Origin of the sequence: Paractinoplanes pyxinae (assembly GCF_026626335.1) — a bacterium.
Taxonomy (GTDB): Bacteria; Actinomycetota; Actinomycetes; order Mycobacteriales; family Micromonosporaceae; genus Actinoplanes; species Actinoplanes pyxinae.
On record NZ_JAPNTZ010000016.1, the window covers coordinates 176,651 to 201,352 of the forward strand.

22 protein-coding genes are annotated in these 24,702 nt (G+C 68.4%); 7 read left to right on the forward strand and 15 right to left on the reverse strand.

Going from position 1 to position 24,702, the window contains the following annotated elements:
- The 5 genes from OWR29_RS37435 to OWR29_RS37455 all read right to left on the reverse strand — a co-directional run bounded on the left by OWR29_RS37435 (window position 1) and on the right by OWR29_RS37455 (window position 5,160).
- Window positions 1-1,275 carry a glycosyltransferase family 2 protein gene (locus OWR29_RS37435; RefSeq protein WP_267568248.1) on the reverse strand — a complete coding sequence of 425 codons (1,275 nt, stop codon included), beginning with the start codon at window positions 1,273-1,275 and terminating at the stop codon, window positions 1-3.
- Window positions 1,269-2,225, reverse strand: coding sequence for a glycosyltransferase family protein (locus OWR29_RS37440; protein ID WP_267568249.1), 957 nt, complete (start codon window positions 2,223-2,225; stop codon window positions 1,269-1,271). Before OWR29_RS37440 ends, OWR29_RS37435 begins: the two co-directional genes overlap by 7 nt.
- Before the next feature lie 404 nt (window positions 2,226-2,629).
- Window positions 2,630-2,896, reverse strand: a complete 267-nt coding sequence (locus tag OWR29_RS37445; protein ID WP_267568250.1) for a hypothetical protein — start codon at window positions 2,894-2,896, stop codon at window positions 2,630-2,632.
- A 112-nt stretch (window positions 2,897-3,008) separates the two neighbouring features.
- Entirely contained in the window at window positions 3,009-4,700 is a 1,692-nt protein-coding gene (locus OWR29_RS37450) for a GAF domain-containing SpoIIE family protein phosphatase (RefSeq protein ID WP_324291295.1), read from the reverse strand.
- Between the two features lie 22 nt (window positions 4,701-4,722).
- The gene (locus OWR29_RS37455) at window positions 4,723-5,160 is read right to left on the reverse strand and encodes a response regulator (RefSeq protein ID WP_267568251.1); all 438 of its coding nucleotides are present in this window, start codon (window positions 5,158-5,160) and stop codon (window positions 4,723-4,725) included.
- A gap of 319 nt (window positions 5,161-5,479) precedes the next feature.
- Here OWR29_RS37455 and OWR29_RS37460 point away from each other — a divergent pair, with 319 nt between their 5' ends.
- From OWR29_RS37460 to OWR29_RS37480, 5 genes are all read left to right on the forward strand, one after another.
- Window positions 5,480-7,798, forward strand: a complete 2,319-nt coding sequence (locus tag OWR29_RS37460; RefSeq protein ID WP_267568252.1) for a putative bifunctional diguanylate cyclase/phosphodiesterase — start codon at window positions 5,480-5,482, stop codon at window positions 7,796-7,798.
- 94 nt (window positions 7,799-7,892) lie between these two features.
- A complete protein-coding gene (locus tag OWR29_RS37465; protein WP_267568253.1) occupies window positions 7,893-9,326 on the forward strand; it encodes a sulfatase family protein in 1,434 nt (477 codons plus the stop codon).
- 550 nt (window positions 9,327-9,876) lie between these two features.
- A complete protein-coding gene (locus OWR29_RS37470; RefSeq protein WP_267568254.1) occupies window positions 9,877-10,371 on the forward strand; it encodes a pyridoxamine 5'-phosphate oxidase family protein in 495 nt (164 codons plus the stop codon).
- A 450-nt stretch (window positions 10,372-10,821) separates the two neighbouring features.
- Window positions 10,822-11,154, forward strand: coding sequence for a CBS domain-containing protein (locus tag OWR29_RS37475; protein ID WP_324291296.1), 333 nt, complete (start codon window positions 10,822-10,824; stop codon window positions 11,152-11,154).
- Window positions 11,155-11,396: 242 nt separating this feature from the next.
- Entirely contained in the window at window positions 11,397-12,119 is a 723-nt protein-coding gene (locus OWR29_RS37480) for a GAF domain-containing protein (protein ID WP_324291297.1), read from the forward strand.
- Window positions 12,120-12,202: 83 nt separating this feature from the next.
- On the opposite strand, the gene OWR29_RS37485 is transcribed toward OWR29_RS37480, so the two are convergent.
- The 6 genes from OWR29_RS37485 to OWR29_RS37510 all read right to left on the reverse strand — a co-directional run bounded on the left by OWR29_RS37485 (window position 12,203) and on the right by OWR29_RS37510 (window position 17,518).
- A complete protein-coding gene (locus tag OWR29_RS37485) occupies window positions 12,203-12,895 on the reverse strand; it encodes a class F sortase (protein WP_267568256.1) in 693 nt (230 codons plus the stop codon).
- A gap of 6 nt (window positions 12,896-12,901) precedes the next feature.
- Window positions 12,902-13,714: a GVDTG sorting domain-containing protein gene (locus tag OWR29_RS37490; protein WP_267568257.1), complete on the reverse strand. Its 813-nt coding sequence runs from the start codon at window positions 13,712-13,714 to the stop codon at window positions 12,902-12,904.
- A gap of 90 nt (window positions 13,715-13,804) precedes the next feature.
- Window positions 13,805-15,463: a serine/threonine-protein kinase gene (locus OWR29_RS37495; RefSeq protein WP_267568258.1), complete on the reverse strand. Its 1,659-nt coding sequence runs from the start codon at window positions 15,461-15,463 to the stop codon at window positions 13,805-13,807.
- A gap of 147 nt (window positions 15,464-15,610) precedes the next feature.
- Window positions 15,611-16,360 carry an anti-sigma factor gene (locus OWR29_RS37500; RefSeq protein WP_267568259.1) on the reverse strand — a complete coding sequence of 250 codons (750 nt, stop codon included), beginning with the start codon at window positions 16,358-16,360 and terminating at the stop codon, window positions 15,611-15,613.
- Complete coding sequence (sigK, locus tag OWR29_RS37505) at window positions 16,357-16,971, reverse strand: ECF RNA polymerase sigma factor SigK (protein ID WP_267568260.1); 615 nt, start codon at window positions 16,969-16,971, stop codon at window positions 16,357-16,359. The genes OWR29_RS37500 and sigK overlap by 4 nt, the downstream gene beginning before the upstream one ends.
- Window positions 16,972-17,227: 256 nt before the next feature.
- Complete coding sequence (locus OWR29_RS37510; protein WP_267568261.1) at window positions 17,228-17,518, reverse strand: DUF3040 domain-containing protein; 291 nt, start codon at window positions 17,516-17,518, stop codon at window positions 17,228-17,230.
- 250 nt (window positions 17,519-17,768) lie between these two features.
- Here OWR29_RS37510 and OWR29_RS37515 point away from each other — a divergent pair, with 250 nt between their 5' ends.
- Both OWR29_RS37515 and OWR29_RS37520 read left to right on the forward strand, forming a co-directional pair.
- Window positions 17,769-18,314, forward strand: coding sequence for an IS1096 element passenger TnpR family protein (locus tag OWR29_RS37515; RefSeq protein ID WP_267568262.1), 546 nt, complete (start codon window positions 17,769-17,771; stop codon window positions 18,312-18,314).
- Between the two features lie 746 nt (window positions 18,315-19,060).
- Entirely contained in the window at window positions 19,061-19,675 is a 615-nt protein-coding gene (locus OWR29_RS37520; RefSeq protein ID WP_267568263.1) for a phosphoribosyltransferase family protein, read from the forward strand.
- Between the two features lie 398 nt (window positions 19,676-20,073).
- Here OWR29_RS37520 and OWR29_RS37525 read toward each other — a convergent pair whose 3' ends face one another.
- From OWR29_RS37525 to OWR29_RS37540, 4 genes are all read right to left on the reverse strand, one after another.
- On the reverse strand, window positions 20,074-20,436 hold the full coding sequence (locus OWR29_RS37525) for an STAS domain-containing protein (protein WP_267568264.1): 363 nt from the start codon (window positions 20,434-20,436) through the stop codon (window positions 20,074-20,076).
- A gap of 216 nt (window positions 20,437-20,652) precedes the next feature.
- Window positions 20,653-22,572 carry a transketolase gene (locus OWR29_RS37530; protein ID WP_267568265.1) on the reverse strand — a complete coding sequence of 640 codons (1,920 nt, stop codon included), beginning with the start codon at window positions 22,570-22,572 and terminating at the stop codon, window positions 20,653-20,655.
- A 56-nt stretch (window positions 22,573-22,628) separates the two neighbouring features.
- Window positions 22,629-23,063, reverse strand: a complete 435-nt coding sequence (locus OWR29_RS37535) for a PRC-barrel domain-containing protein (protein ID WP_267568266.1) — start codon at window positions 23,061-23,063, stop codon at window positions 22,629-22,631.
- Window positions 23,064-23,197: 134 nt separating this feature from the next.
- A complete protein-coding gene (locus OWR29_RS37540; RefSeq protein ID WP_267568267.1) occupies window positions 23,198-24,490 on the reverse strand; it encodes a PQQ-dependent sugar dehydrogenase in 1,293 nt (430 codons plus the stop codon).
- Window positions 24,491-24,702: the final 212 nt, after the last annotated feature.

Below are 24,702 nucleotides of genomic sequence, written 5' to 3' on the forward strand. Positions count from 1 at the left end.
TCAGCTCCACCCACCCAGGTAGCCGGCGAGGCCCGGGTCGGCGCCGAGGGCGGGAAGCTCGACATCGACCTGCTCGGTGTCGAAGACCTCCGTGCCCCAGGCCGCACGGCGGGCCCGGGCCCGCGCGGAGTCGACGCGGATCGGACCGATGCACACCGTCCCGACGGTGCCGGCTCCCACTGTCTCGGTCGCATGCCGGAGCTCCTTGGCCACTCCGTCAACGCGCACGGCGTGCGGCACGTCGATCAGGACCCGGGACAGTGGCGCCGGGCCCGCCGGCGTCACCCTCTGTTCCGCGGCGAACAGCTCCGCGAACTCGTCCGGCACCATCACCGAGGCTTCGGGCAGAACCGCGAGCAGTGAGTCGACGCAGACGTAGGCCGCCGCCGGCGAGGGGGCCCCGGCGAGGCGGATCAGCACGTCCGTGGCCGCGCCCCGCACGGCCCGACCGCGCGATCCGGCCACCGGGATGTAGTTGGTCAGCAGCAACGTCTCGGCGTCCTTGCGTGCCCGGCGGTCGGGGTCGTCGAGGTCACGACCGGCCCAGTCGGGCCCGTCGTGCCAGGCCACAGCGTCGGGGACATGCGCGAGGACCGCCCCGGAGAGCCACGCGCGGTACACCCACTCCCAGTCCTCGCCGCCGTAGACGCGGAACTGCTCGTCGAACCCGCCGACGCGCTCGAAGAACCAGCGCGAGCACGCCATCGCGGCGCCGATGACGTACCGGTACGACCGGTCGTCGGCATCGAGCAGGTTGCGCGAGCTCCGGTACGCGTCGAGCAGCCACTGCGGCTCGGGCAGTTCGGCCGCCGGGCCGGCCTGCTCCACCGGGGCGTCGGGTGGCGTTCCGCCGAAGCGGGCGTGCTTGCGCCGGCCGGCCACCACCGCCTCGGGCGCGAGCGCCGGCAGCCGGGACATACGGGTGAGGTAGTCCGGCTCCGGGGTCGTGTCGGCGTCCAGGAAGCAGATCACCTCTCCGGTGGCGTGTGACGCGCCGAGGTTGCGGGCCGCAGCCGCGCGGAACCCCTCGTCGGCCTGGCGTAGCAGCCGGACGCCGTCCGGGACGCGGGGCGGCTCGGGCGATCCGTCGTCGACCACGATGATTTCCGTGCGGTTGGCGGGGTGGGTCTGCCGGCGCAACGCGGTCAGAGTCCGGTCGAGCTCGGACTGCTGCTGATAGTGCACGACAACGACCGACACGCCGGGTGGCTGCTCGGGTTCAAGCCCGTCGAGGAGGTCCCACCGGTTGCCGGGGACGGACCGTCCGTTCACCATGCGATTGCTCCCGTCCACCAGCGCAGGTAGGCCCCGGCGGTGTCGTCCAGGTGGGGGCGGGTGACCGCGTCGGCCGCCAGCCAGGTTGACGTGGGGTCGGCCAGCGCGCCCGCCACCGCCTCGGCGAGCCGGTCGGCCGCGACGAGGTGAACGGTGCCCGGCCGCAGCGCGGCCATCTCCCGGGTGTAGCGGCTCTCGACGACCAGCGGGCGGCGGCCGGCGGCGATCCAGGTGGCCAGCGAACCGGAGGCGGAGAAGTGCCGGTGCGCCACGACCGGCACGGTGACCGCCCGGCACCGCGTCATCAGATCGGCCTCCGGCACGAACCCGCTGACCTCGACCGTCACCCCCCGCTGCCCGGCCGCGGCGGTGAAGTCCAACAGGTCCGCCTCGTGGCCGGCCGACGGTCCCCCGAGCACCGTCAGACGAGCCGGCCGGACAGTCGAGCGGGCGAGCGCGTCGACGACCTCGGCGTGTCCCTTGCCGGGGTAGAAGAAGCCGAGCACGGCAACGTCGGGCGGACCCGACTGCGGCGCTGCTCCGGCCGGGGCCGGTGTGACGGGCAGGGGCACGACGCCGAGCGCCCGGGGCACGATGCCGGCCTCGGCCAGGTGCGCCGCCTCATGCCGGCTGTTGACCACCACACCTCGAGCGACCGCGGCCACCCGGGCGTAACAGTCGGTGCGGCGCGGCCGGTTGCGCGGGCCGTCCGACTCCTGCGGGACGTCGTGCAGCGTGACGGTGAGCGCGGTACGCGTGGCGACACGTTCCACGACGATGGCGGCCTCCTCCGGCGAACCGGCCCACAGCCGATCGGTGAAGTGCAGGTGGGCCCGCTCCGGCGGACGGTCACCGAGCAGGACGTACAGCAGCCCACCAGCCGCCATGGTGGGTGTTCCGCTCATCGTCAAGGTCGCCTGCCCCTCCTGCAGGTCATGACGCCAGTTCAAGGGGGGCTTCATCAATGGCGGGCATAGTGTCGTCTCCTCCGCTGGGCACCCGTGCGGAGTCACAAGCTGACGACCTGTTGAGCCGATCCCTTGGCCAGAACCAGTCGTCTCCGAGACCCAGCGGATGCCCTCGATGACCCGCAACAAACCCGCAGGCCTCACTGCCTCGTTTTCCTACCGTGCTCGCCGGCCTCGCCTCGTCCGCACAGGCGCAGGACGACCTCAGACGTCAGCGAGCTGGATCGGCGATCATTGACTCGGTCGGCTGCGACCACCGCCCATGTCGCCATCGGCAGCCGGCGAACCCTACTACTACGAGGCGTCCTTTACGCCGGTCCGCCGGCTGACCAGCCGTCGATGGCGCCTCCGGTGGCGGTCATACTGGGCGGCGCTGCGTAGCCGTGCTAGTGAGCCGCATGCTCAACCGGGCGGATCTCGATGCCGTACGTCCCTGCGAGGTACACCGTTGCCGTCAGTAACGCCATGGATTCAGCCGGATGACGCCGGTTCGACCGGTCCGGCTGGGGTGGCGTAAACAACGATGTTGTCGCGATAGTGGTCCGCATCGGGCCGCCGAAGCCGTACAGCGGGGCGGCGCTGGTGTGGGTGCTGCCGTCGCCGGTGGCGACCCCGCCGACCGGGATGGAGCCAACGACCGTGCCGGAGACCATGCCGCAGTCCACCGGTTCGGTGGCCTTTCCGGGATGCCTTTAAATCCGGTCAAGATGTCGGCAACGGAGAGGTTTCCTCCTTTCTTGCAGTCCCTATGAGCGCTGTGATCGATCAGTGCGAGGGTGCCGTCGCAACCTGGGCAGGCAGGCCGACGGCCAATACCGCGACGTCGTCGCGGTATGTGCCACCAGCTGTCATCAGGGCGTCGGCGACGACGTCCGGAGGGCCGGGCAAAGCATCGATCAGGCGGTTGCGCAGGTCGGCGATACCGTCGTCAATTGATTGCCCCCTGGTTTCGATCAGCCCGTCGGTGTAGAGCAGCATGGTCGAGCCGGCGGGCAGGCCCATGGTGTGATTGCGGCGTGACGCGTGGCGGACAGCGCCGATCAGTGGGTCGCCGACGGGCAGGACGGTGGTCGTGCCGTCCGGGTAGGCGATGACCGGTGGCGGGTGACCGGCATTCGACCAGGTTAGCCTGTGACCGCCGCCGGGGTGGGTGTCGAGGTAGGCGACGATCAAAGATGCCAGGCCGGACGTCCCGAGGGTGCGGCTGGTGAGCTCGAGCCGGCGTAGTACAGCCGAGGGTTGTTCCTGGCGGTCCACGAGCAGGGTGCGCAGCATGCCCCGGAGCTGGCTCATCGCGGCGGCTGCCTGAATGTTGTGGCCGGTGGCGTCGCCGATCACCAGGGCTACGCGGTTTCTGTCGACGACGATCGCGTCGTACCAGTCCCCGCCGACGTGGTCGGCATGCTGAGCCGGCCGGTAACGGGCAGCCATCTGTACATGATCGTACTTCGGGAGTTCGGTGAGCAGAGCCAATTGCAATGTGGCGGCGGCGGTGCGCCGGTCGTCCAGGATAGCCGCGCGCCGCAGGGCATGGCCGAGGTCTCCGGCCAGCGCGGTCAGCAACGCTCGTTCGTCGTCGCTGAGCGTCCGGGGCCGGTTCCAGGTAAGTAGCAGCGCGGTGCGGGAGCGGCCACCGGTCTCCGGAAGCGGCACGGCGGCCGCGGCCTGCCAGCCGGCGGCGAATACGTCGGCACGGCCAGGGCTTCCCGACACGGCGGGGAGTTCGACGAGTTCGCCGGTCTTGAGAGCGTGGTGGGCGATAACCGTGGCGGGCTCTGGCCCGGTACCGGCGATCGGGACCAGGCTCACCCGGCTGGCTCCGGTGACCTCGGTCAGGAGGCTGGTGACGGCTGTGACGGCGTCGTCCGTGGTGACCGCGGCGCTGAGCATGGTGCTGGCGCGTAGCAGCAGCCGGCCGCGTTCGGCGGCGGCCCGGGCGGCTCGCTCGTCGCGGCGGGCATGCACGGTTTCGATCCGCAGCCGCAGGCTTTCCGAACAGGCGGCGGCGAGCGCCGTCAATAGTTCCAGCTCGGCTGCTGCCCATTGCCGCGGCTGGGTGTCGATGGCGCACAGCGAGCCCAGCACGTTGCCGTCGGTGTCGGTCAGCGGCATCCCGGCGTAGGCGATGACCCCCAGCTCATCGATGGCGAGGTTGTCTTTCACTCGTGAGTCGGTGCGGGCGTCGCTGATGACCAACGGGCGAGCGTCGGTGACGACGTGCTGGCAGAAGGAGTGCGACAGCGGAGTCTGCCGGGTCTGCTGCCACGGCTCGGCCAGCCCTAGCGCACCGGGGAAGATCTGGCGGCCGGGTTCGACCAGCGACACGAGCGCCACCGGCACCCGCACAGCGGCGCGGACCATGGTGGCGAACTGGTCGAACATGACGTCGGCGGCCGCGTCCAGCCCGGTCCGGGCCAGCGCGGTCAACCGCTGTGGTTCGTCGAGCGGCCCGCTCATCGCTGGGCCGGCCGTCGGGCCGTCACGGAAGTTCAGCGGTATCGGCGAAGAATGAGTTGATCTTCTGGACGGCCGTTTCGAAACTGTCCAGGTCCAAGGGCTTGGTGACGAAGGCGCTGGCGTGGTGCCGGTAGCTGGCCAGGATGTCCGGGTGTGCGTCCGAGGTCGTCAGGACCACCACCGGGATCGCCTGCAACTGCGAATCGGACTTCAGCTCCTCCAGCAACTGCAGCCCGCCCATGCGAGGCATGTTCAGATCCAGCAGAATCAAGTCCGGCAGGTCCTTCTGCTGCCCCTCGGACTCCGCGCGGAGCAGGTCGAGGGCTTCGCGCCCATCGTGGGCTCGCTGTGTCTCGGGGGGCACGGCCGCGGCGGCGAGGGCCTCTTCGATCATCAAGGTGTCCGCGTCGTCGTCATCGACGACGAAGATCCGCAGCGTACGCGGCTTCGGTGACGCCACTACACCACCCTCCTCGTGCCGGGCGCCTCCGGAACCAGCGATCCTCGGTGCGCGTCTCAATTGTTGCCGACGGGCAAGTATAGGAGAACGGGCAGCTCGTCGACGATCACCATGCGCGCCGCAAGACTGCCGGCCCGCGGCCCGTCCAAGCGCTGCATCGAAGTCGCTTGCCTCCCGCGTTCCCCTTGTTTCTGAACAGTCGAGTCGGCTGGGCGGTTCGACCGACGTCCGGACAGCGACCGATCTCACGCCTCGGCGTGCTTCAGTCGACGCTCAGTCGGCCGATCATCCGGGGCGTCCCGGGTGAGAGGAACCTACTGTGCTGGTGGTCGTACCGCTGCTGCGCCGCAAAGCGCTGCTGCTTCTCGCCGTCGGCCTGGTGATCGTCGATGCGGTGTGGCTGAGTGCCGGGCTGACCCATGCATGGTCTCACCCGCTGCTGGGATGGCTGCCGCTCCCGCTCGCCACACTGCTGGCCGGACACGCCTGCTGGCAGGTAACCCGCCACCGCGAGCTGGACGTCGAAACCCGGCGCTTCTGGCGGTATCTGACCGTAGCCTGCACACTGTTCACCGCCGGTGTCGTCGCCAACACCATCGACGCGGTCGGTCACGGCGCGCCCTCGCAACGAGTCGGACCGGTCTCGCTGGCGTTCTACCTGTCGGTGCTGGGCGTGGTCCTGTGGGCGTTGCTGCAGTTGCCGTCGTGGCAGCGCACCCGCAACGACTGGATCCGGTTCGGCCTTGACCTGATCATGGTTGTGATTACCGTCGCCGCCCTCGTCTGGCACCTGTCTTTGAGAAACCACCACGAGTGGACGACCCAGACCGGTTCTGGCGGGGCCGTGCTGGCCATCACCGTGGTCGGATTCCTGTCGATGGCCACCTTCGTCAAAGTCGCGTTCGCCGGAGCCGGCCGCCTCGACCGCCGTGCGGTTTATACCCTCGCCACCGGCAGCGCGGTCAGCGCCGCGTTCGGTAGCTTCTCACCTTTTCTCATCACCCGACCCTATTTGTCCAGCAGCTTGATCGCCGTGCCGGTCGCGGCCTTGAGCATCCACGTGGCCGCGGTGATCCAGCAGCACGCCGGATCGCGTACCCCACCACCGCGGCGGACTTCCCGACGCGTCAGCATCGTGCCGTATCTGGCCGTCGCGGTCACCGACGCGCTACTACTGCTGAACTCTCGCAGAGATATGACCGAGACCGCGATCATGGAAATCGCTGTCGTCACGCTGACCGGCGTCGTCGTCATCCGGCAGATCATCGCCTTGCGCGACAACAGCCGGCTCCTGAACACCGTCGACGCCCAGCTGTCCGACCTACGCCGCTACCAGGAACGCCTCGAACACCAAGCAACGCACGACAAGCTCACCGAGACCGCCAACCGGGCGCTGCTCGAACAGCACATCGACACGCTGCTCGCCGACGGGCAGCCGTTGCACCTGGCTCTGCTCGACATCGACGACTTCAAGGCCGTCAACGACCGCCTCGGCCACCATGTCGGCGACGCGCTGCTGACGGTCATCAGCCACCGGCTGACCGCCGTTGTCGGCGAACTCGGGCTCGTGGCCCGGCTCGGCGGTGACGAATTCGCCGTCGCCGTGCCGGCCCCGGCAGGCCAGGTCGAAGCTTTGCTCGAGCGGATTCTGACCGCCGTGCGGCAACCGGCGGAGCTCGACGAGCACACCACCGTCCCGGCGATCAGCATCGGCGTCACTGCCAGCCGTACCGGCGACAACCCGTCCGCGCTGCTGCGCCGGGCCGACGTCGCGATGTACACCGCGAAAACGGCGGGCGGTCACCGGTGGCACTGGTTCGACCAGAGCATGGACGACGCCGCCGACGATGCCGCAAGGCTGTCGGCCGACCTGCGCCAGGCATTGCCCAACGGGCAGATCTTCGCGCTGTACCAGCCCATCATCGACCTGACCACCGGCCTCCCCGTCGGCGGTGAGGTCCTCATGCGCTGGCAGCACCCCGAACGCGGACTGATCAGCCCGGACCTGTTCATCCCGCTGGCCGAGCGCACCGGCTGCATCGTCGACCTCGGCTACTGGATCCTCGAGAATGCCTTCCGGCAGACCGCCGTCTGGCAGGACCGCTACGGCGACCACACCCCCGCCAAGATCAGCGTCAATGTGTCCGCCCGGCAACTGTCCGAGCCCGATTTCGTCGACCGCGTGCAGGAGATCCTGCGGCGTACCGGCGCCGATCCGGGCCGGCTCGTCCTCGAGGTCACCGAAACCGCTGTCTTCGCCACCGCTGTCGCTGTGCACCAACTCGAGCGGCTCAAAGCACTGGGAGTCCGCATCGCCCTCGACGACTTCGGCACCGGCCACTCGTCACTGAGCCTGCTGCTCGACTGCCCGGTCGACCTGCTCAAAGTTGACAAGTCGTTCGTCAGCGGCGCCGCCGCCGACCAAGCCGGCGCCCTCATCGTCAAAAACCTCATCGGATTCACCAGCGACTTCGCCATCGAAGCGGTCGCCGAAGGTGTCGAGACACCCGAGCAAGCCGCCCGCCTGCGCCAGTTCGGCTACCAGTACGCACAGGGCTACCTGTACGCACGGCCCATGCCGGCCACGGATTTCGAACACTATTTCACGGCGGCCACCGTCATGACGCCGATCAGATAGTGAGCCACGTTGCTCGGCACCCCCGCGGAGGACATTTACCTGTCCCGTACGTGAGCTCTACCGTCATCAATACCCGCAGCACCATGATCGGGTAATGAGACGTTCACTGCTCCGCACAGGGACGGCGCTCGCGGCGACCGTGCTGCTGCTCGGTGCCTGCTCCGGCACGCCCGGCCAGGCCGCCGCGGAGCGCATCAACGTGGTCATGGTGCTCACCGACGACTTGTCGATGAACCTGGTGCAACACATGCCCAATGTGCGTGCGCTGGCCGCCTACGGCACGACCTTCTCGCAGTACACGGTGACCGATTCGCTGTGCTGCCCGTCGCGGTCATCGATCCTCACCGGCCGCTTCCCGCACAACACCGGGGTCTTCACCAACAGCGGAGACGACGGCGGGTTCACCGTATTCGCCGAGGAGCAGGAGAAGGACACCTTCGCCACCACGCTGCGGTCCCAGGGCTACCGCACGGCGATGATGGGCAAATATCTCAACGGCTATCAGCCCGCCCGCGACGGCGTACGCCCTGGATGGACCGAGTGGGACGTCGCCGGCAACGGCTACGGCCAGTACAACTACGACCTCAACGAGAACGGCACGGTCAAGCACTACGGCAAGACGCCCGCTGACTACCTGACCACCGTGATCGACGGCAAGGCGTCGTCGTTCATCACCGCATCGGCCGCCGCAGGCGATCCGTTCCTGCTCGAGGTCGCCACATTCTCTCCGCACGGGCCCTACACGCCGGCGCCGCAGGACGACGAAGCGTTTCCCGGGCTCACGGCACCACGCGGGCCCTCCTTCGACAAACTTTCCGCCGATGCACCCGCGTGGCTGGCGTCGCGGCCGGCGCTGACCGACCAGCAGAAGACGACAATCGACCGGATCTACCGCAAGCGGGCCCAGTCGGTGCTGTCGATCGACCGCCTGCTCGGCAACCTGCGGCAGACCCTCGAGAAAGCCGGCGTGGCCGACCGCACGCTCGTGGTGTTCAGCTCCGACAACGGCTTCCACCTAGGTGAGCACCGGCTGGCCGCAGGCAAACAAACCGCCTTCGACCATGACGTACACGTGCCGCTGGTGATGGCCGGTCCCGGCGTACGACCCGGCGCTACGGTCGACACGATGGTCCAGAACATCGACCTGCGCCCCACGTTCGAGCAGATCGGCGGGGTGACATCGTCGCCTGACGTCGACGGACGCAGTCTGGTGCCGCTGATGCGGGACGGGCGAGCTGACGGGTGGAAACCGATCGGTCTGGTCGAGCACCATGGCCCGGGCCACGCCACCGACGACCCCGACCGGCAGGACAAGGCCAGCGGCATGCCACCGACCTACAGCGCCCTGCGGGCACTCGGCTTCACCTACGTCGAGTACCAGAACGGCGACAAGGAGTATTACGACCGCGCCACCGATCCGGACGAGCTGGCCAACACGGCCGGGGCACTGCCCGCGGACCGGGCCGCTTCGCTGCACGCCACGCTCGAACGGCTGCGGGCATGCAAGGGGGCGGCGGCTTGTAACTAGACCCGACTCTGCTCGCGGCGGCCGAGTTCGAGTGCTCGCGCATGTCGCCGGCAACAAACACCTACTCGAGGCGCTCTATTGCAAGCCTTCGCCGCTCTCTCACGCCCCCCCGGCGCCCGCGCCTACTACGACACCCACCGCGAGCGCGGCCACCCATCACCAAGCCCTCCGCGCCCTGGCCAACCGCCTCGTCGGCACCCTCTATGGCTGCCTACGCCACCCACGACCTACGGCGAAGCCGCAGCGTGGCCAGCCACCGTGAAACAACCAATGGCCAACGCAGCTTGACTTCTGAGGCACGTGGGATGTCCAGGTCAGCCGCATTCGGGCGTGCCGGAGCTCGTGATGATCCAGAGCATGAAGATCAGCAACTTCCTATTGCGCGGGCTGGGTGCGCTGAGCGCCTGAACCTGGGCGCAAATGATGGAGCTGTCTTAGGACGCCGGCCGTGGCGCCGGCCTGACCCGGCAGACAGACGCATGATGCAGAGAGGCGTGGGTATCCGCCACACGGCAACCGACAACGATGCATCAGATGACGGGAGAAGACAGTGGCGGACAGCCAAGACGGCCGCAGCAAGGTGATCGAGCTCGTAGGGCGGGCACAATCGGCGATGCTGACAACCATGACTTCCGGTGGTGATCACGTCAGCCGGCCGATGGCCGTGCAGAAGACCGAATTCGACGGGGATCTGTGGTTTTTCGCCTACGACGACTCGGACAAGGTGCGCCAGATCCAGGCCTCACCGAGGGTTAATGTGTCGCTGTCCAACGACAAGAAGAGCGAATGGACCTCGATCGCCGGGACCGCCGAGATTATCCACGACCGGGCCAAGGCCGAGCAGCTCTGGTCCAAGCCGCTGGAAACCTGGTTCCCCCAGGGTCTGCAGACTCCCGGCCTGGCACTGATCAAGGTGCACGCCGACAGCGCCGAGTACTGGGACGCCCCGACCAGCAAGGTTAAGCAGTTGCTGGGCATGGGCCGCGCGATCCAGCGTGACAACCCGGACGAGTTCCCCGTCGACAACCGAACCGTCGAGCTGTGACATAGTAACCTCTGCCGCGCCGCGACCCTTCAGCGCTTCTGGCTGGGCGCGTGTTGGTCCTCGGCGCGATCGGACGTTCTCGTCGTCGACGCGCTCGGTGAGCGTGGTAGAGGTCCGGGTGAGCGCGACTCCAAGTTGGCCACGCCTCAGCAGCCATCCCGGTTCCTGCTCCGCTACTGCGCGGTGCGGATGAAGAACACGCTGCGTACATTGTAAAAGCCGTCTATCCGGCTCAGGGTGACACCCGACCACCTTGGGCGGCATCATCGCCGCGGACGGGATCGATCCCGGTGTCGTAAGAGACGCATCGCCGCCGGTTCCGGGGTATGCGCCGCGGCATCACACCGCCAGGAACCGAGGGGAAGATCATGGCTAGCGCACGAGACATCATGACGTCCGACGTCACCCTGCGTCGGGGAGAACGAGACCCTCGCGGACGCCGCACAGAAAATGGCCGATCTCGACGTCGGTTCCCTGCCGATCTGCGGGCGAGACAACCGGCTCAAGGGCATGCTCACCGACCGCGACATCGTCATCAAGGCCATCGCTCAGGGCCGCAACCCGGCTGACTGCACCGCCGGGAAGCTGGCTCAGGGCAAGCCGGTCACGATCGGCGCCGACGACGACGCCGAGATCCTGCGTACCATGAGCTCGCACCAGGTGCGGCGGCTGCCCGTCATTGACGGGCACGACCTCGTCGGCATGGTCGCCTTGGCCGATGTCTCCCGGGCCTTGTCCGACCGGCCCGTCGGTGATCTCGTGGACGCCATCACAAAGTCGTAGAACCGAGCCTTCGACGACGTTTCGCTGGTTCGTCCGCAGCGTCAGTCCGTGGGCGAACCAGCCCAGGATCGAGGTCCACTACGGGAGTCGTCCATGGGTGCCTCGCTCATGCCGGGCCAGCCACTCGGCAGGCCGAAACAGAGACCAGTAGTGGACAGTTTCGGCCGCAGACCGGGTGGCAGTCCGGGACGTGCGTCACCACCCGGTCTTGCGGCGGCCCTGCACGTCCGAATAGGAGTTTCGTGAGAGAGCCGCCGCAGCAGCGTGAACCAGTCGGTCTGCTGCAGGATCGTCTGATCGAGTTGGCCGGCACCCGAGACGACGACTCCCGGGTCAGCACTGATCTGCTGGTCATCGCTCATCTCACCGCACGGCTGATCACCACAGTCGACTGTGTGTCGGTGTCCAGCAGACATGAGGACGGCTACGCGAGCGTGGCCGCCAGTAGCGATCTCGCTGTCACCGTCGATCAAGCCCAGTACGACGACAACGCCGGTCCCTGTCTGGAAGCCCTCGAAGCGAACTACCCTGCAGCCGTGCCGGACATAGCCGCCACGAACAGCTGGCCGAGTTTTCGTGACACCGCCGCACGGCTCGGTCTGCGCACGTCGCTGTCGATCCCGCTGTTCACCGGATCCGGCACCACCATCGCCGCACTCAACCTCTACAGCCGGCAAACAAGGGCCCTGTCGACCCTGACCGGCGCAGTATGGGCAGCCTACGACCCTGACTTCGCCGAGTTCTGGGACCGTGACGCCCTCGACCCCGGCGGCCGGGAGCTGACGGCCGGGCTCATCGCGGCCGTGGCGCTTCGCACCATGATGCAACAGGCCATGAGCGTGCTGGCGTCCACCGACGAGACCAGCACCAGCCGGGCCTACCAGGCGCTGTGTACGCGGGCGACCGATGGCGCAACCTCGTTGACCGCGGCCGCAGCCCAGGTCATCGAAGAGCACAGGGCGTGATTCGCGCGCCGATGGAACCGCGACGGCCGCGCTGCCGGCGCGAAGCCTGCGACGGGACTGTGTGCCAGGAGGTGTACGGCGGTTCAGCTGCGGTCGGTGTGACTGAGGGTGGCGTAGACGACGATGTTGTCGCGGTAGTGCCCGGCGGTGGTGTCGAAGTCGCCGCCGCAAGTGATCAGGCGTAGTCCGGCATGGTTGATGGGCCCGTAGACGGCATCGGACGGGAAGTGGTCCTTGGCGTACCGTTCTGTCGCGGTGACGGTGAAGAAGGCGGTGCTGCCGTCCTCACGCGCGATGGTGATGGTGTCGCCGCTGGTGAGGTCGGCGAGGTGAGCGAACGTACCCGGCTGTTTCTTGTAGTCGACGTGTCCGGCCAGGACGGCGGGACCGAGCGAGCCAGGGGTGGGGGCTTTGGTGTACCAGCCGACGGTCTTGGCATCGGTCGGGACCTGCATGCTGCCATCGGATTGTTGACCGAGACCGATGACAGGCACCGTGACCTGCAGGGCCGGGATGCTGATCCGGGTGGGCGGCGAAGTAGCCATCAACGGTCCGCTGGTCAGTTCCCCGGCTGCGGCGCCGGGGCGAGGTGCGCCGGTGGTTGCATCGGGTGCCGCGGTTGGGACCCCAGCCGCCCTGGGTAGCTCGCTGGGATGCCGAAGCGCGGCTGTGGTGAGGAGCGCCGCGCCGATGATCGCAAGGACGGCGGTGACCGCCAGCAGCGCGAAGCGCGTGCGGCGGTCACCGGTCGTCGGCGAGGTTCCGCCGTCGGTCATCTCAGATCAGCTCCGATCACGCAGCTCGCGCGGGGCGACGAAGGAACGCCGGCGGCTGATCACGAAAGCGCCGATCGCACCCAGCAGGGCGAGGCCACCGAAGCCGTACAGCGGGGCGGTGTTGCTGCGGGTGCTGCCGTCACCGGTGGCGACCCCGCCGACCGGGATGGAGCCGGCGGCCGCGCCGGAGACCATGCCGCAGTTGGCTGGGTCGGTGGCCTCCTCCGGGATGCCCTTCAGACCGGCCGACTGGGCCAGTGTGGACTCGCCGAGCGCGTCTATGTCGTACTTGCCGTTGTTGTTGGCGTCGATGCCGTGCTCGACGATGTGCAGGTCCTTGAGGTGTTCGACGGTGCCCTTGGGCAGATCTGCGGAGGCGATGGTGCGGTCGTAGGACAGGTTGCCCTTGGCGTCGGCCGTCGGCATCCGGTCAACGGCCAGGCCGCTGGCCTTGGTCGTGTCGCCCTTGGTGGTCAGCGAGACGAAGATGTCGCCGTACATGGGGACACCTTCCTCGGTGGTCAGGTAGCCGTCGCCGTCCTTGTCGGCGGACATGTCCGGGCAGTGGAAGTCCATCCCGTCGGTGGAGCCGTGCAGGTGCTGGGCGTGCGGGGAGTTCGGGACCAGGCCTTTGGAGCGGATGCTGATCTTCAGATCGCCGTTGTCCATCGCGGTCAGGGTCGCGGTGCCGGTGGCACCGGATTTGTTCAGCGGGTCGAGCTGGACGTGCACGCTTTCGTCAGCGAATGCGGCTGTCGGGGCGGCCAGCAGGATCGCGGCGGCAGCCGGTCCGACCAGCAGCATCTGGCGCAGTCTCACGAGGATCTCCTTCTCGGTTGGTGTCAGAAGGGATTCGGTGCCAGACGCCTGCCGGACGGGTAGAAAATAGATAGATCTCGTGTTTTGGATTTACTGTGGCGCGGGGACGGTCCAGGTCGGCGTTCTGGCGGACAGATCGCGCAAGGAGGCCAGGACCTGGCGCTGGATTCTGATGTCGGTGGTCCAGTCGCGGTCGCGGCTGGTCCAGGACAATTCGAAGGTACGAGGACCGTCGGCGTTGAGCAGGATCCGCCGGGTGTGTAGCCGTTGCCCGGTCGCCGGTTGCCACGAGTATTCCCAGTCAGCTCCGCCCCCGGTGACCAGCAAGACCCCCATAGCTATCCGCTGATATCCGGGGAGCGTCGCAGCGCTGATAACGGCTCGTTCGGCGGCCTGCCAGTGCCGCAGCGGATCCTCGCGGTCACCGGGTCGTGCGCTGACGGTGAAAGAGGCGGTGTCGCCCGGTGCGTCGAGGCAAACAACCGAGCCGGTCTGGGATCGGGTCCAGTCGGAGGGCGCCGAGACGACGAAGTCGGTGACGTCGCGGTATGACCGCCACCCGGCCGGGACGGTCTCGGCGGCCGACGGCGCGGCTGCGGTGCTCAACGGTTGCCGGGTCGCGGACCCGCATGCGCTGGTGCTGCGTGCTGCTGTCGTCCCGGTCGGCGGCCCCGTCCCGGCGGGCTGGGCGCCGTCGTGCCGGCTGTCGCTCAGCTGGGAGACCGCGACGGCGCTGCCGGCGAGGACAAGCAGGGCGGCGCTGATCGACGCGGCGGCGATGCGCTTGCCGCTGGGATGGGCTGGAGCTGTCTGCTCGGGCTCATCGGCAAGAGGTGAGGTGGGCGGCGCCGCCGCAACCGGTGCAGCGGCCACAGCGGGACGGAATCGGATGTTGTCGTCAGGCGGCCGGCGTGGAGCGGGGACGGCGAAGACGCCCATCGCCCGGTTGGTGACATTACGCAGGGCGTCGTGGGTCTTCTTTGCGGTGGCCCGTTCGGCCGGGTTCCGGTTCATCAGCGCGGCGATGACGGGATGCAGAGCTCCGGGATGCTGCGGCGGATCCGGACTGTCGACAAGGGTGGCGGCCAGGGATTCTGCGACGCTGGAGCGGTCGAACGGTGGGCGGCCTTCGACGGCGGTGTACAACGTCGCGCCCAATGACCACAGATCACTGCTGACGCCGGCCGTGTCATCGCCGCGTAGCCGTTCCGGGGCGATGTAGTGCGGCGATCCGAGCAGCGGCGCCGTCCACGTGCCGTCACCGGTCGGTGCGGCGTCCAGGGTGGCCAGCCCGAAGTCGGTAAGCATGATGCGGCCGTCGGCGGCCAGCAGCACGTTGGCTGGTTTGACGTCGTGGTGCACGACACCGGCGTCGTGCGCTGCGCGTAAGGCTTGCAAGACGGCCAGGCCGACGGCGGCGGCTTCCCGGTGGGGCAGCGGTCCATCATCGGCCAGTCGCTGCTGCAGCGAACGTGATTCGACGTACTCCATCACGATCCAGGTTCGCCCGGTGACGTGCAGGGCGTCGTAGATGCGGACCACGCCGGGGTGCTCGAGCCGCGCCGCGGCGCGTGCCTCGCGCAGGATCGCCAGCTGCGCGGTACGCCGGTCAGCGACCGGCACCCCGGCGGGCGGCAGAAGCTCTTTAACGGCGACCGGGCGGTCGAGGACCTCGTCGTACGCCCGCCAGACCCGTCCCATGCCGCCGGACGCGATCAGCGTCGACAGGCGGTATCGGCCGGCCACCATCAACGTTCCTGTCGTCCGGGCCGCACCTACCTCGCCGTCGGAGACCACGCCGCACCGTTTCTCACCGCGAATGCTGTCACGATGGTGATTCGGAGCAGGCGGGGTCTCAGTTTGGTCGCCGGCAAGGCTTAGCGGCGAAAGCCGCCCTCAGGTCAGACTTACCAGGGCGTCCAGCGGCGTTGTCGGCGTGGTCGAACCGGGTGCGGGCTCGACAGTCACGCCCACTTCGGAAGCGCCGGGCAGACCCTGGACGATCTGCACCGTGGTCGCCTCACCCTCGCCGAGTGCCTTGACCGATGCAGGTGTGCCGGAGCGGATGCTCCACAGTTGATAGATTCGTCCTGGATCCGGCGCGGCGTCCGCGGCCAGCAGGATGACACCGGCGTCGCGCAGCTGGGAGGTCATCACCGTGACTTTTCCTCCGCTGGTCAGGCGTTCCTCGCGGACAGCAAGGTCGGGAGCGGCCAAGATCGAACGGATTCGTGCATCGTTCGCCTGCGCAGCATCGGCAACGGCTTGTTCATGGCGTACGCGGCGGTCCTGAACCGCATAGACCACCGTGCCCGTCAGCGCCGCTGTGACGGTGACGGCCGCAGCGGCAGCGAGTCGAGCAGAGAACCGGTGCGACCTTCGGCCTGTTCTTGCGGGAGGCGGCGGCGGGCTTGACGGCGCCCCTTGGGGGGTGTTCCTGATCTCTGCCAGCACGTTGTCGCGCAACCGGGGTGGCGGTACCGCCCAGGCGCCGTCGGCCAGATGCGTCGCCGCCTCACGCAACTCGTCAGCGTCGCTACGGCAGCTCTGACACTCCCGCAGGTGCCGTTCGAAAGCGGCGCGCTCAAGGTCGTCGAGCGCGTCAAGCGCGTAGGGACCGACCAGGGAATGAACGTCCGTCGTCATGCGGTCACCGCCGCCGACAGGCAATCCCGCAAGCGGATCAATCCGTCACGCATCCGCGTCTTCACCGTCGGCAACGGCGCTTTGAGCAGCTCCGCCACCTGCGGATACGTATGACCCTGGTAGTAGGCGAGCGTGACAGCCTGACGCTGAAGGTCGGTCAGCTCGTCCAGGCAGCGGCGCACCTCACGGACTTCGAGCCGCATCGTGACCTCGTCGGCCACGACGTCATAGGGGGTATCGATCGACGCCGCGCCGACCCGCATCGTCCGGTCCGTGGTGGCCTGCTCCGATCGCACCCGGTCGACTGCCCGACGGTGCGCAATCGTCAGAACCCAGGCGATGGCCGAACCCCGGTCTGGGTCGAAGCGTGCCGCCGTACGCCACACCTCCACCATGACCTCCTGAGCGACTTCCTCGGCCTGCCCGTCATCGCGCAGCACCCGCCTGATCAAGCCGTACACGCGCGGCGCGACCGCATCGTAGAGACGGCCGAACGCCGCCTCCTCACCATGGGCTGCCGCGGTGAGCAAGGCGTTGACATTCGAGGCCAAAGCCGTGTCGGCCACAGACGTCAGATTCTTGGCTCGGCGGTCGCTGCGACGTTCGGTCATACTCGTCTGCCTTCCGCAGTGGCGTCGTCCAGACTGTCGGCGCCGCACAGCCCAGCGGGAATGATCGGAGGTGCCGGGTCGTCCGCCTCAGCGTGGCACACCCGGTTCTTTGCCGCTCGGCACTGCCCCATCGGTCGCCCGCAGAGCTGAAACCGGGGGTCCCTTTGGTCATCGTTGGGCCTGTTCTCCTCGCCCGCCGGCGGTTGTTCGATCCTGTCGGACATGCGGTACACGGCACCCGCGGGAACCGCAGTGGTCATGCCTGTGCGGGTGGATCAGCCTTGGTGCGGCTGCGGCGCTGCAACAGCAGGCCCCCGGCGATCGCACATACCGTCAGGGCGGCGGCGATACTCGCAGCGGCTCCAGCGAGCAACACACCCACCCATACGGCTACCGCGAATGCCGCGGCGAAGGCGACCATCGCCGCCGCCCTACGGCGCGAGCTCAACGGTGCAGTAACGCCGAGCCGCCGTGCCAGCAGAGGATCCTCGCTGCTGAGTGCGGCCTCGATGTCGGCCAGCCTGCGCCGTTCGATGTCGTCGAGCATCGCGGTCCACCTTCCTGCCGGGCGTCATAGGACCGGCGGCTACCCCACCGTGGTGGCTCTACACGTCCAGCCGTATCCGTGCGATTACACGGATCGCGTGCAGGCGTAAGGCGCCGCGCCTGTCGAGGCAGCGCCTGAGGCGTGCATGGCCGCGGACGGTGGGTTCTGCCGAACGAACGACCCCGTCTCACTGGGTTCGGTGACGTTGCGTAGCCTGCCGGTGTTGCTCATCTGACCAAGGGACGTTCACGTGGCCCGTAGCTGGCTGTCCATCCGGGTCGATCTCGTCTCCGGCCGCGGCGTCGACTTCTGGCCACGCCCCGGTCGCATCTTCGCTGCCGCCCGTACCCACACCTTCGAACAGCTGGCCCGGGCCATCGATGTCGCATTCGCCCGCTGGGACCTGTCCCACCTGCACTCGTTCACCTTCTCCAGCGGCGTCCAGGCCACGCCCTTGGACCTCTGGGACGACGCCCCTGACGACAGCATCGACAGCTCTACCAGCAAGCTCAGCCGGCTCGAGCTCGGTGAACAGTTCGCCTACTGGTTCGACTTCGGCGACGACTGGACACACCTGTGCACCGTCGCCGAACAGCGCATCGATCCTCTCGACACCGTCGGGATCGTCACGCCGGGGCCGGTGCCGTACTTCGGCTGGGGTGATCTCCCCGACCAGTACGAACGCCGGTGGGACGGGGACGACGGCGAGTCTGAGCCGCCGAAACGGCCGTCGAACGCGGAGACCCACCTGCCGCCGCTATTGCCCTGGTGGGGACCCCGCTCCCGCAGACCGTAACCGTCGTGCCCCGTAGCCGGGTGCCCGCGGATAGACTGCCGCCCGCCGCGCGACCACAACGACCACACGCCTGTCGCCCAATGACCACCGGCTGCTCGACGGCGTGCTCCGTCATCAGGGCAGCCGGCGCCCGACCGTAGAGATCTCGGCACTCCTGTCGCCTGTCGACCTGGGCCCCGCGGGATATCCAGGTGCCGTCCGCCCGTCTCGACAAGGTGTCGTCCCGGTCCGGCGAGATCGGTTTCACCGTACGTGCTGCGCTCACTAACCGCTTCGCTGAGCCGCATGATGCGGCGCCTGGCCCAGGGCCGTGGACCCACAACGGCACACGGCCCCGCCTGCCGGAGAGGGTGATCTTCGAACTTTGGGGTATCCGGCGACGCCGCTGATTGCGGCCGGTAATTGACTGCCCCGGATGCCCAAGGAGGAACGATGCCCGACGACAACGTTCGCCATGATCCACCAATAGGAGAAGGCGCCGACGGTTCACCGAGGGATGCCGCCGATCCACGACAACCTGCCACCCGCCGGCACCAGCAGATCGGGTCATCCGGCGGAGGCCCCTACGCGGCGGAACGGCCGGAGGATCAGCAGCCGGGTCGATCCGACGCCCACAGTCAACCAGCCCGCCCACGACGCTCAAACCCCCACACCGACCGAGACACTCGATGATGTCCTCGACCATCGCGCCGCGGTCGGGCACCGACATGCCTCGGCGATTGTTCACCGATTGAGATCACGCCGGCGTGCTCCTGGCCAGGCACGCCGGCGTGCTCCTGGCCAAGCACGTCACCGTGCATCTGGGCATCGTCGCCATGTCGAGACGTCCCCTGGTGATCGCGGTACCCCACGGTGGCCTGCCGGTCGCGGCGCGGGTCGCGGCGCTGATCGGCGCCGACCTGCGCGCCGTCGTGGTCCGCCGGGTCACCGCCATCGACCCGCAGCGGGCCTGCCTGGCCACGGTCACCGCGGAGGGTTCCCCAGTCTTCGACCACGACAGCATCCGCCGGCTACACACCAGCGCGGACGCCCTGACCGTCCCGGTGGGCCGGCAGCGCACCGAGGCCGCCGAACTGACGGCCCGCTACCACCATGAACTGCCCAACACCGAGATCACCGGCCGGGTGGTCGTCGTGGTCGACGACGGTCTGGTCACCGGGCTCAGCGCCTGCGCGGTCCTGCACCGCCTGCGCGCCGCTCGCCCGGCACGTCTGGTGATGGCCACACCCGTGACATCACCGGAGGCCCGCCGTCGTCTCGTTTCCTGCACCGACGCCTTGATATGCCCGCATACCACCACCACCGCCCTCGAGCAGTGCTACGCCGACTTCCACCGGCTCCCCGACGGCGACGTGGAATAAGCGTCAATCAGCTGTACCCGACCGGTCCGGGCCGCCCGGGTGCCGATCGGTTCGAGGCAGCAACGGTCGCCAACCATGTCGCCGGCCGGGGGGTGCGTGCCCTTACCGGCGAGGGAGCACCCATCGGACCGGCGGATGCTCCCTCTCGCGTCACGGACCACTCACCCGGCTACTTGCCTGGGCAAACGGGAAACCCCCTCGCTCCCGCCCCATCGAAGGTCGCCACGGCCGTCAACACTGCATTCCGTATACGTCCCAGAGGACGATCCAAACCTCCATTCCCCCGTTTCTTCTCACCCACCGCATGACACTCCATTGGCAGGGCGTCGTGTATGCCTGGGGCGCGGCCCGCAGGTACTCCGCTGATGCTGCCAACGGTCAGTTGGCTCTCGATGAGGTCACCGGCAGCCGAGGAGCGTAGCGGTGAGGGTCGCATCGGCCAAGCCACCGACACGAAGCACTTGCTCGATGAAGGGTTTCGGATCGAGTAGTACGAAACCACGGTCACGACCGCCCAGACGTCTCCGGCATCCGCTCAGCGCGCGAAGGCCGGCGGCACTGAGAAGATCAACGTAGGTGAGGTCGATTGCGACACCGGCGTGATCACCGGTGTCCGCTCCCCGGAGCACGTGCTCGAGGTGGCCGGCATTGTCCATGTCGATCTCACCGCGCACCCTGACGCGCGCCCACCCCGCTTCGCGATAGAACCCGGCATCGAACTCCATCGCCGGGCGGTAGTACGCCGAACCGTGCGGATCCATGCGGTCCCCCGGATGAGCCGACCGGCAGGAAGCCAACCCTCGTGGTCAGAAGATGCGCCCACCGGCCGCAACGATGCCATGACCAGACCTGTGCGGCCTCGCCGCGCCGGACAGCTCACCCCTTCGGGCTCATCTACCACCCGCAACGCTGAGCCCAGCCGGCTATCGGTGCTGCGCCCGCCCGACGCGGTGCGGCAGCGGCCTGAGGCCCCGGTCCTACCTTTCGCTGAGCAGTTGCTGCGCGGCGGCAGCGATGTGGTCGGCGTCGATGCCGGCCCAGGCGAGCAATTCGTCGCTGGTGCCAGAGCCGGGCATGTCACGGACGGCAAGGCGGGTGAGGTGCAGGTCGGTGACGCCGTCGGCGATCAGGCTGTCGGCCACGGCGGAGCCGAGGCCGCCTTCGGGACGATGGTCCTCGGCTATGACGAACCGGCCGCCGGTAGCAGCGGCAGCCGTCGCAAGCGCGGCGCTGTCGACCGGCTTGACCGAGTAGCAGTCGATGACGCGGGCGGTGATGCCCTGCTCGTCAAGACGGTCGGCGGCCGCCAGGCAGGCATGCACAGTGACGCCGGCGCCGAGAAGGGTGACCTGATCGTGGTCGCTGTCCCGCAGGGTCTTCGAGCCGCCGATCGAGAAGGTCTCACCGTGCGGGTAGAGGACCGGGTAGCTGCCCCGGGTGGTGCGCAGGTAGCTGATGCCGGGCGTCGACGCCATAGCGTCGGTCAGGGCTACGGTGCTGGTGGCGTCGGCCGGGTAAAGCACCGTGCAGCCGTGCACGGTCCGCATCATGGCGAGGTCTTCCAACGCCATCTGCGACGGGCCGTCCGGCCCGATCTCGACGCCGGCGTGCGAGCCGACCAGGCTCAGGTCGGCGCCGCTGATCGACGCCATCCGGATGAAGTCGTGGGCGCGGGTCAGGAACGCGGCGAACGTGGAGGCGAACGGCCGGTACCCACGCACCGCCAGGCCGTTGGCGGCGGCGACCATCTGCTGCTCGGCGATGAACATCTCGAAGTACCGGTCCGGGTACGCCTCGGCGAACTCAAACGCGTAGGTGGAGTTACTGACCTCACCGTCGAGGGCCACCACCCGCTGGTCGCGCCGGCCGAGGGCCACGAGGGCGTCGCCGTACGCCTTGCGGGTAGCGACCTTGTCGCCGAGCTCGTAACGCGCCGGTGTAGGTGGCTCGGTGGGCTGCGTGGGGCTGGGCTGCGTTGCTTCGCCGGCGGCGGGGGTCTGCCCGCCGCGGTGGGAGCTGGAGTTCACATCGGGCAGCGGTCCGCGAATGGTGAGGTGGCGTTCGCCGCCGAGTTCGGCGATCGCCCGCTCGGCCATGTCGGCCTTGAAAGGTTTGCCGTGCCAGTCCTCGCTGTCCTCGACCTCGGAGAAGCCTTTACCCTTGACGGTCTTGGCCAGGATCACCGTGGGCCGGTCGCCGGTGTTCTCGGCGGCGGTGAGGGCCTGGTCGATGGCGCTCAGGTCGTGGCCGTCGACGGTCAGCACGCGGGCGCCGAACGCTTCGGCGCGGGCGGCGTACGCGTCGATGTTCCACCCCAGGTCGGTCGGGCCGCGCTGGCCGAGCCGGTTGACGTCGACGACCGCGGTGAGGTTGGACAGCTGGTAGTAAGACGCTTTGTCGAGGGCCTCCCACATCGAGCCTTCGGCCATCTCGCTGTCACCGCACAACACCCACACCCGGTAGGGCTTGTTGTCCAAGTACTTGCCGGCCAGGGCAACCCCGACGCCGTCGGGCAGGCCCTGACCGAGCGAGCCGGTAGCCACGTCGACCCACGGCAGTAACGGAGTGGGATGGCCTTGCAGACGCTGACCGAATCGCCGATACCCGTTGATCAGCTCCTTGTCGTCGACGGCCCCGACGGCCTTGAAGACGGCGTACAGCAGCGGTGAGGCATGTCCCTTGGAGAAGATCAGATGGTCGTTGCTGCCGGCGGCCGGATCCTCCCAGTCGTAGCGCAGATGCCGGGCGACCAGCACGGCCAGCAGGTCGGCGGCCGACATGCTCGAGGTCGGATGCCCGGACCCGGCACTGGTCGACGACCGGATCGCATCGACCCGAAGCTGGGCCGCGAGTTCGGCCACCGTGTCCAAGCCGTCCGTGGGAGTGGTCGCAGTCACCGTAAGAGCCTCCAAACTGGCGGGCGGAGATGGTCAGGACTCGGGCCTACGGGCGGTCACCGGGAGGGTGCGTCGCGGTAGCTGCCCGTGTAGTAGTCGCCGACCTGCTGGCGGTACTCAGGGGTGCTGAAGGTGTCCTTGTCGTACTCCGGCGAATCCTTGACCTGGTCCTTGGTCCGGTCGACGTACACCGTGCGGGCCTCATGGTCGACGCGGTCGACTGTGCCCGCGGGCAGCAGGACCTTGCGGCCGAAGATCCACGGCCCGGTGTCGACCACCAGGTAGGCGCGGCCGACGTCGTAGGTGGCCTCGTCGATCTTGCCGATCCCGCCGTCGGCGGCCTCGACGTCGTAGCCGGCCAGATCCACGCTCGCCTGCTCGTCGGCGCGGATGCTGTCCGTGCGCCCGGAGTCAACGGTGCGGTCGCTGGTAGAGGCGCCGAGGATTGCCGGGTCACGCCAGGTCCACGGAACGAAAGTGAAGGGTTGCATCACGAGCCTCCTTGTCAGAGGGAGAGCGAGCGGTATGAATATAGGGCGCGTACCCGGCGGCATCGCGCCAAACCTCATCGGGTGTGCCAAGCCTTCAGACCCGCAGACCGGCGGGTATCACCGGCGCCGCTAGGTCAGGATGCCGGGAAACGCAGAATGCGGTCGTCACCATCACGGGGCTGGCCCCGGCCGTCGGTGTTCGAGGTCGTCAGCCACAGGCTGCCGTCGGGCGCCGCCACTGCGGTGCGCAGCCGCCCGTACTTGCCGTCGAGTTCCGCGGCCGGCTCCCCCGTGTGTTCGCCGTCGAGCGGCACGGTCCACAGCCGTTCGCCCTTGAGAGCGGCGACGTAGAGGGTGTCGCCGATGATCGTGGCGCCGGATGGGGATGCCTTGTCGGTGCCCCAGACGACCAGCGGGTTGGTGAACTTGCCGCCCTGCGTGTCGCCTTTTCCTTCCACCTGCGGCCAGCCATCGTTGTCGCCGGGCTTGATCAGGTTGACCTCGTCGTAGCGGTCCTGCCCGAACTCGATCGCCCACAGCCGGTCCTGGGAGTCCCAGGTCAGCCCTTGCACGTTGCGGTGCCCCAAGCTGTAGACCGGGGAACCATCGGTGGGGTTGCCTGGTGCGGATTCACCGCTGGGGGTCAGTCGCAGGATCTTGCCGTTCGGGCTGTCCGGGTCCTGCGCGAGTTCGCGGCGGGTCGCGTCGCCGGTGCCCACGTACAGCATGCCGTCGGGCCCGAACGCGATCCGGCCGCCGTTGTGCACGTTCGCCTTCGCCAACCCCTGGAAGATCACCTCCGGGGCGCTGTCGTCATCGAGCCGGAACCGGACGATGCGGTTGTCAGATCTACTGGTGAAGTAGGCGTACACGTACCGGTCCTGCGTGTAGTCTGGCGACACCGCCAGCCCGAGCAGGCCACCCTCGCCCTGAGCAGCCACCCCCGGCACCCGGTACACCTGGCGGGGCTTGCCGCCCTGTGCCGGCAGTTGCAGGATCCGGCCGCTGTCACGTTCGCTGATCAAAGCGTCGCCGCCGGGCAGGAATGCCACTCCCCACGGCACGTCTATGCCGGTGACCAGTTCTTGCGGCGCGTCCAGATTCGGGCCGGCGGTCGCCGGCCTTGATGAGTTCGTGCTGATACCGGCGCTGGGCGATGCCGGAGCTGCCGCTGAGTCGTCGGGACCACCGGAACACGCCGCCAGCAACCCCGCAGACAACACGAGCGGGATCGACCACGCGCACCGCGCCCACCTGACACTCCCCGACCGCATCACGGTCGGGGAATAGCTGCCCTGGTCGCGGTCGAAGTAGCCGACCTCGGCCTGCGCGAAGGCGCCCACCGCGGTGATCTGCGCGGCATCGAGGCGATGAGAACGGGCCGCTTCAGTGTTGGCGCCGAGCGGCTCGTCGCCGTTGGACAGCACAGCGACGACGACCCGCCGACCAGCGTCGTGAATCTCTTTGGTCCGCATGCGGCGACGCCTACCCCGGTACCCGATCCCGAAACGACACAGAGCAGACGAACGAGGCCGCACGCCGTAAGGGATCTGGACCGTGGTAAAGCAGTGACGCCGGGTCCGTCGTCGTACCGAGGGACACGGCCGTTCAAGGCCGAGTAATCCGATCGCCGGCTTCG

Coding starts and splice junctions, on each gene's coding strand:
- OWR29_RS37510 (WP_267568261.1), bottom strand. CDS start 17,518: ATGCTCGACGACATCGAACGGCGCAGGCTGGCCGACATCGAGGCCGCA.
- OWR29_RS37445 (WP_267568250.1), bottom strand. CDS start 2,896: ATGGTCTCCGGCACGGTCGTTGGCTCCATCCCGGTCGGCGGGGTCGCC.
- OWR29_RS37535 (WP_267568266.1), bottom strand. CDS start 23,063: ATGCAACCCTTCACTTTCGTTCCGTGGACCTGGCGTGACCCGGCAATC.
- OWR29_RS37500 (WP_267568259.1), bottom strand. CDS start 16,360: ATGACGACGGACGTTCATTCCCTGGTCGGTCCCTACGCGCTTGACGCG.
- OWR29_RS37465 (WP_267568253.1), top strand. CDS start 7,893: ATGAGACGTTCACTGCTCCGCACAGGGACGGCGCTCGCGGCGACCGTG.
- OWR29_RS37485 (WP_267568256.1), bottom strand. CDS start 12,895: ATGACCGACGGCGGAACCTCGCCGACGACCGGTGACCGCCGCACGCGC.
- OWR29_RS37525 (WP_267568264.1), bottom strand. CDS start 20,436: ATGGATCCGCACGGTTCGGCGTACTACCGCCCGGCGATGGAGTTCGAT.
- OWR29_RS37475 (WP_324291296.1), top strand. CDS start 10,822: ATGGCCGATCTCGACGTCGGTTCCCTGCCGATCTGCGGGCGAGACAAC.
- OWR29_RS37435 (WP_267568248.1), bottom strand. CDS start 1,275: ATGGTGAACGGACGGTCCGTCCCCGGCAACCGGTGGGACCTCCTCGAC.
- OWR29_RS37450 (WP_324291295.1), bottom strand. CDS start 4,700: ATGAGCGGGCCGCTCGACGAACCACAGCGGTTGACCGCGCTGGCCCGG.
- OWR29_RS37495 (WP_267568258.1), bottom strand. CDS start 15,463: ATGGTGGCCGGCCGATACCGCCTGTCGACGCTGATCGCGTCCGGCGGC.
- sigK (WP_267568260.1), bottom strand. CDS start 16,971: ATGACCGAACGTCGCAGCGACCGCCGAGCCAAGAATCTGACGTCTGTG.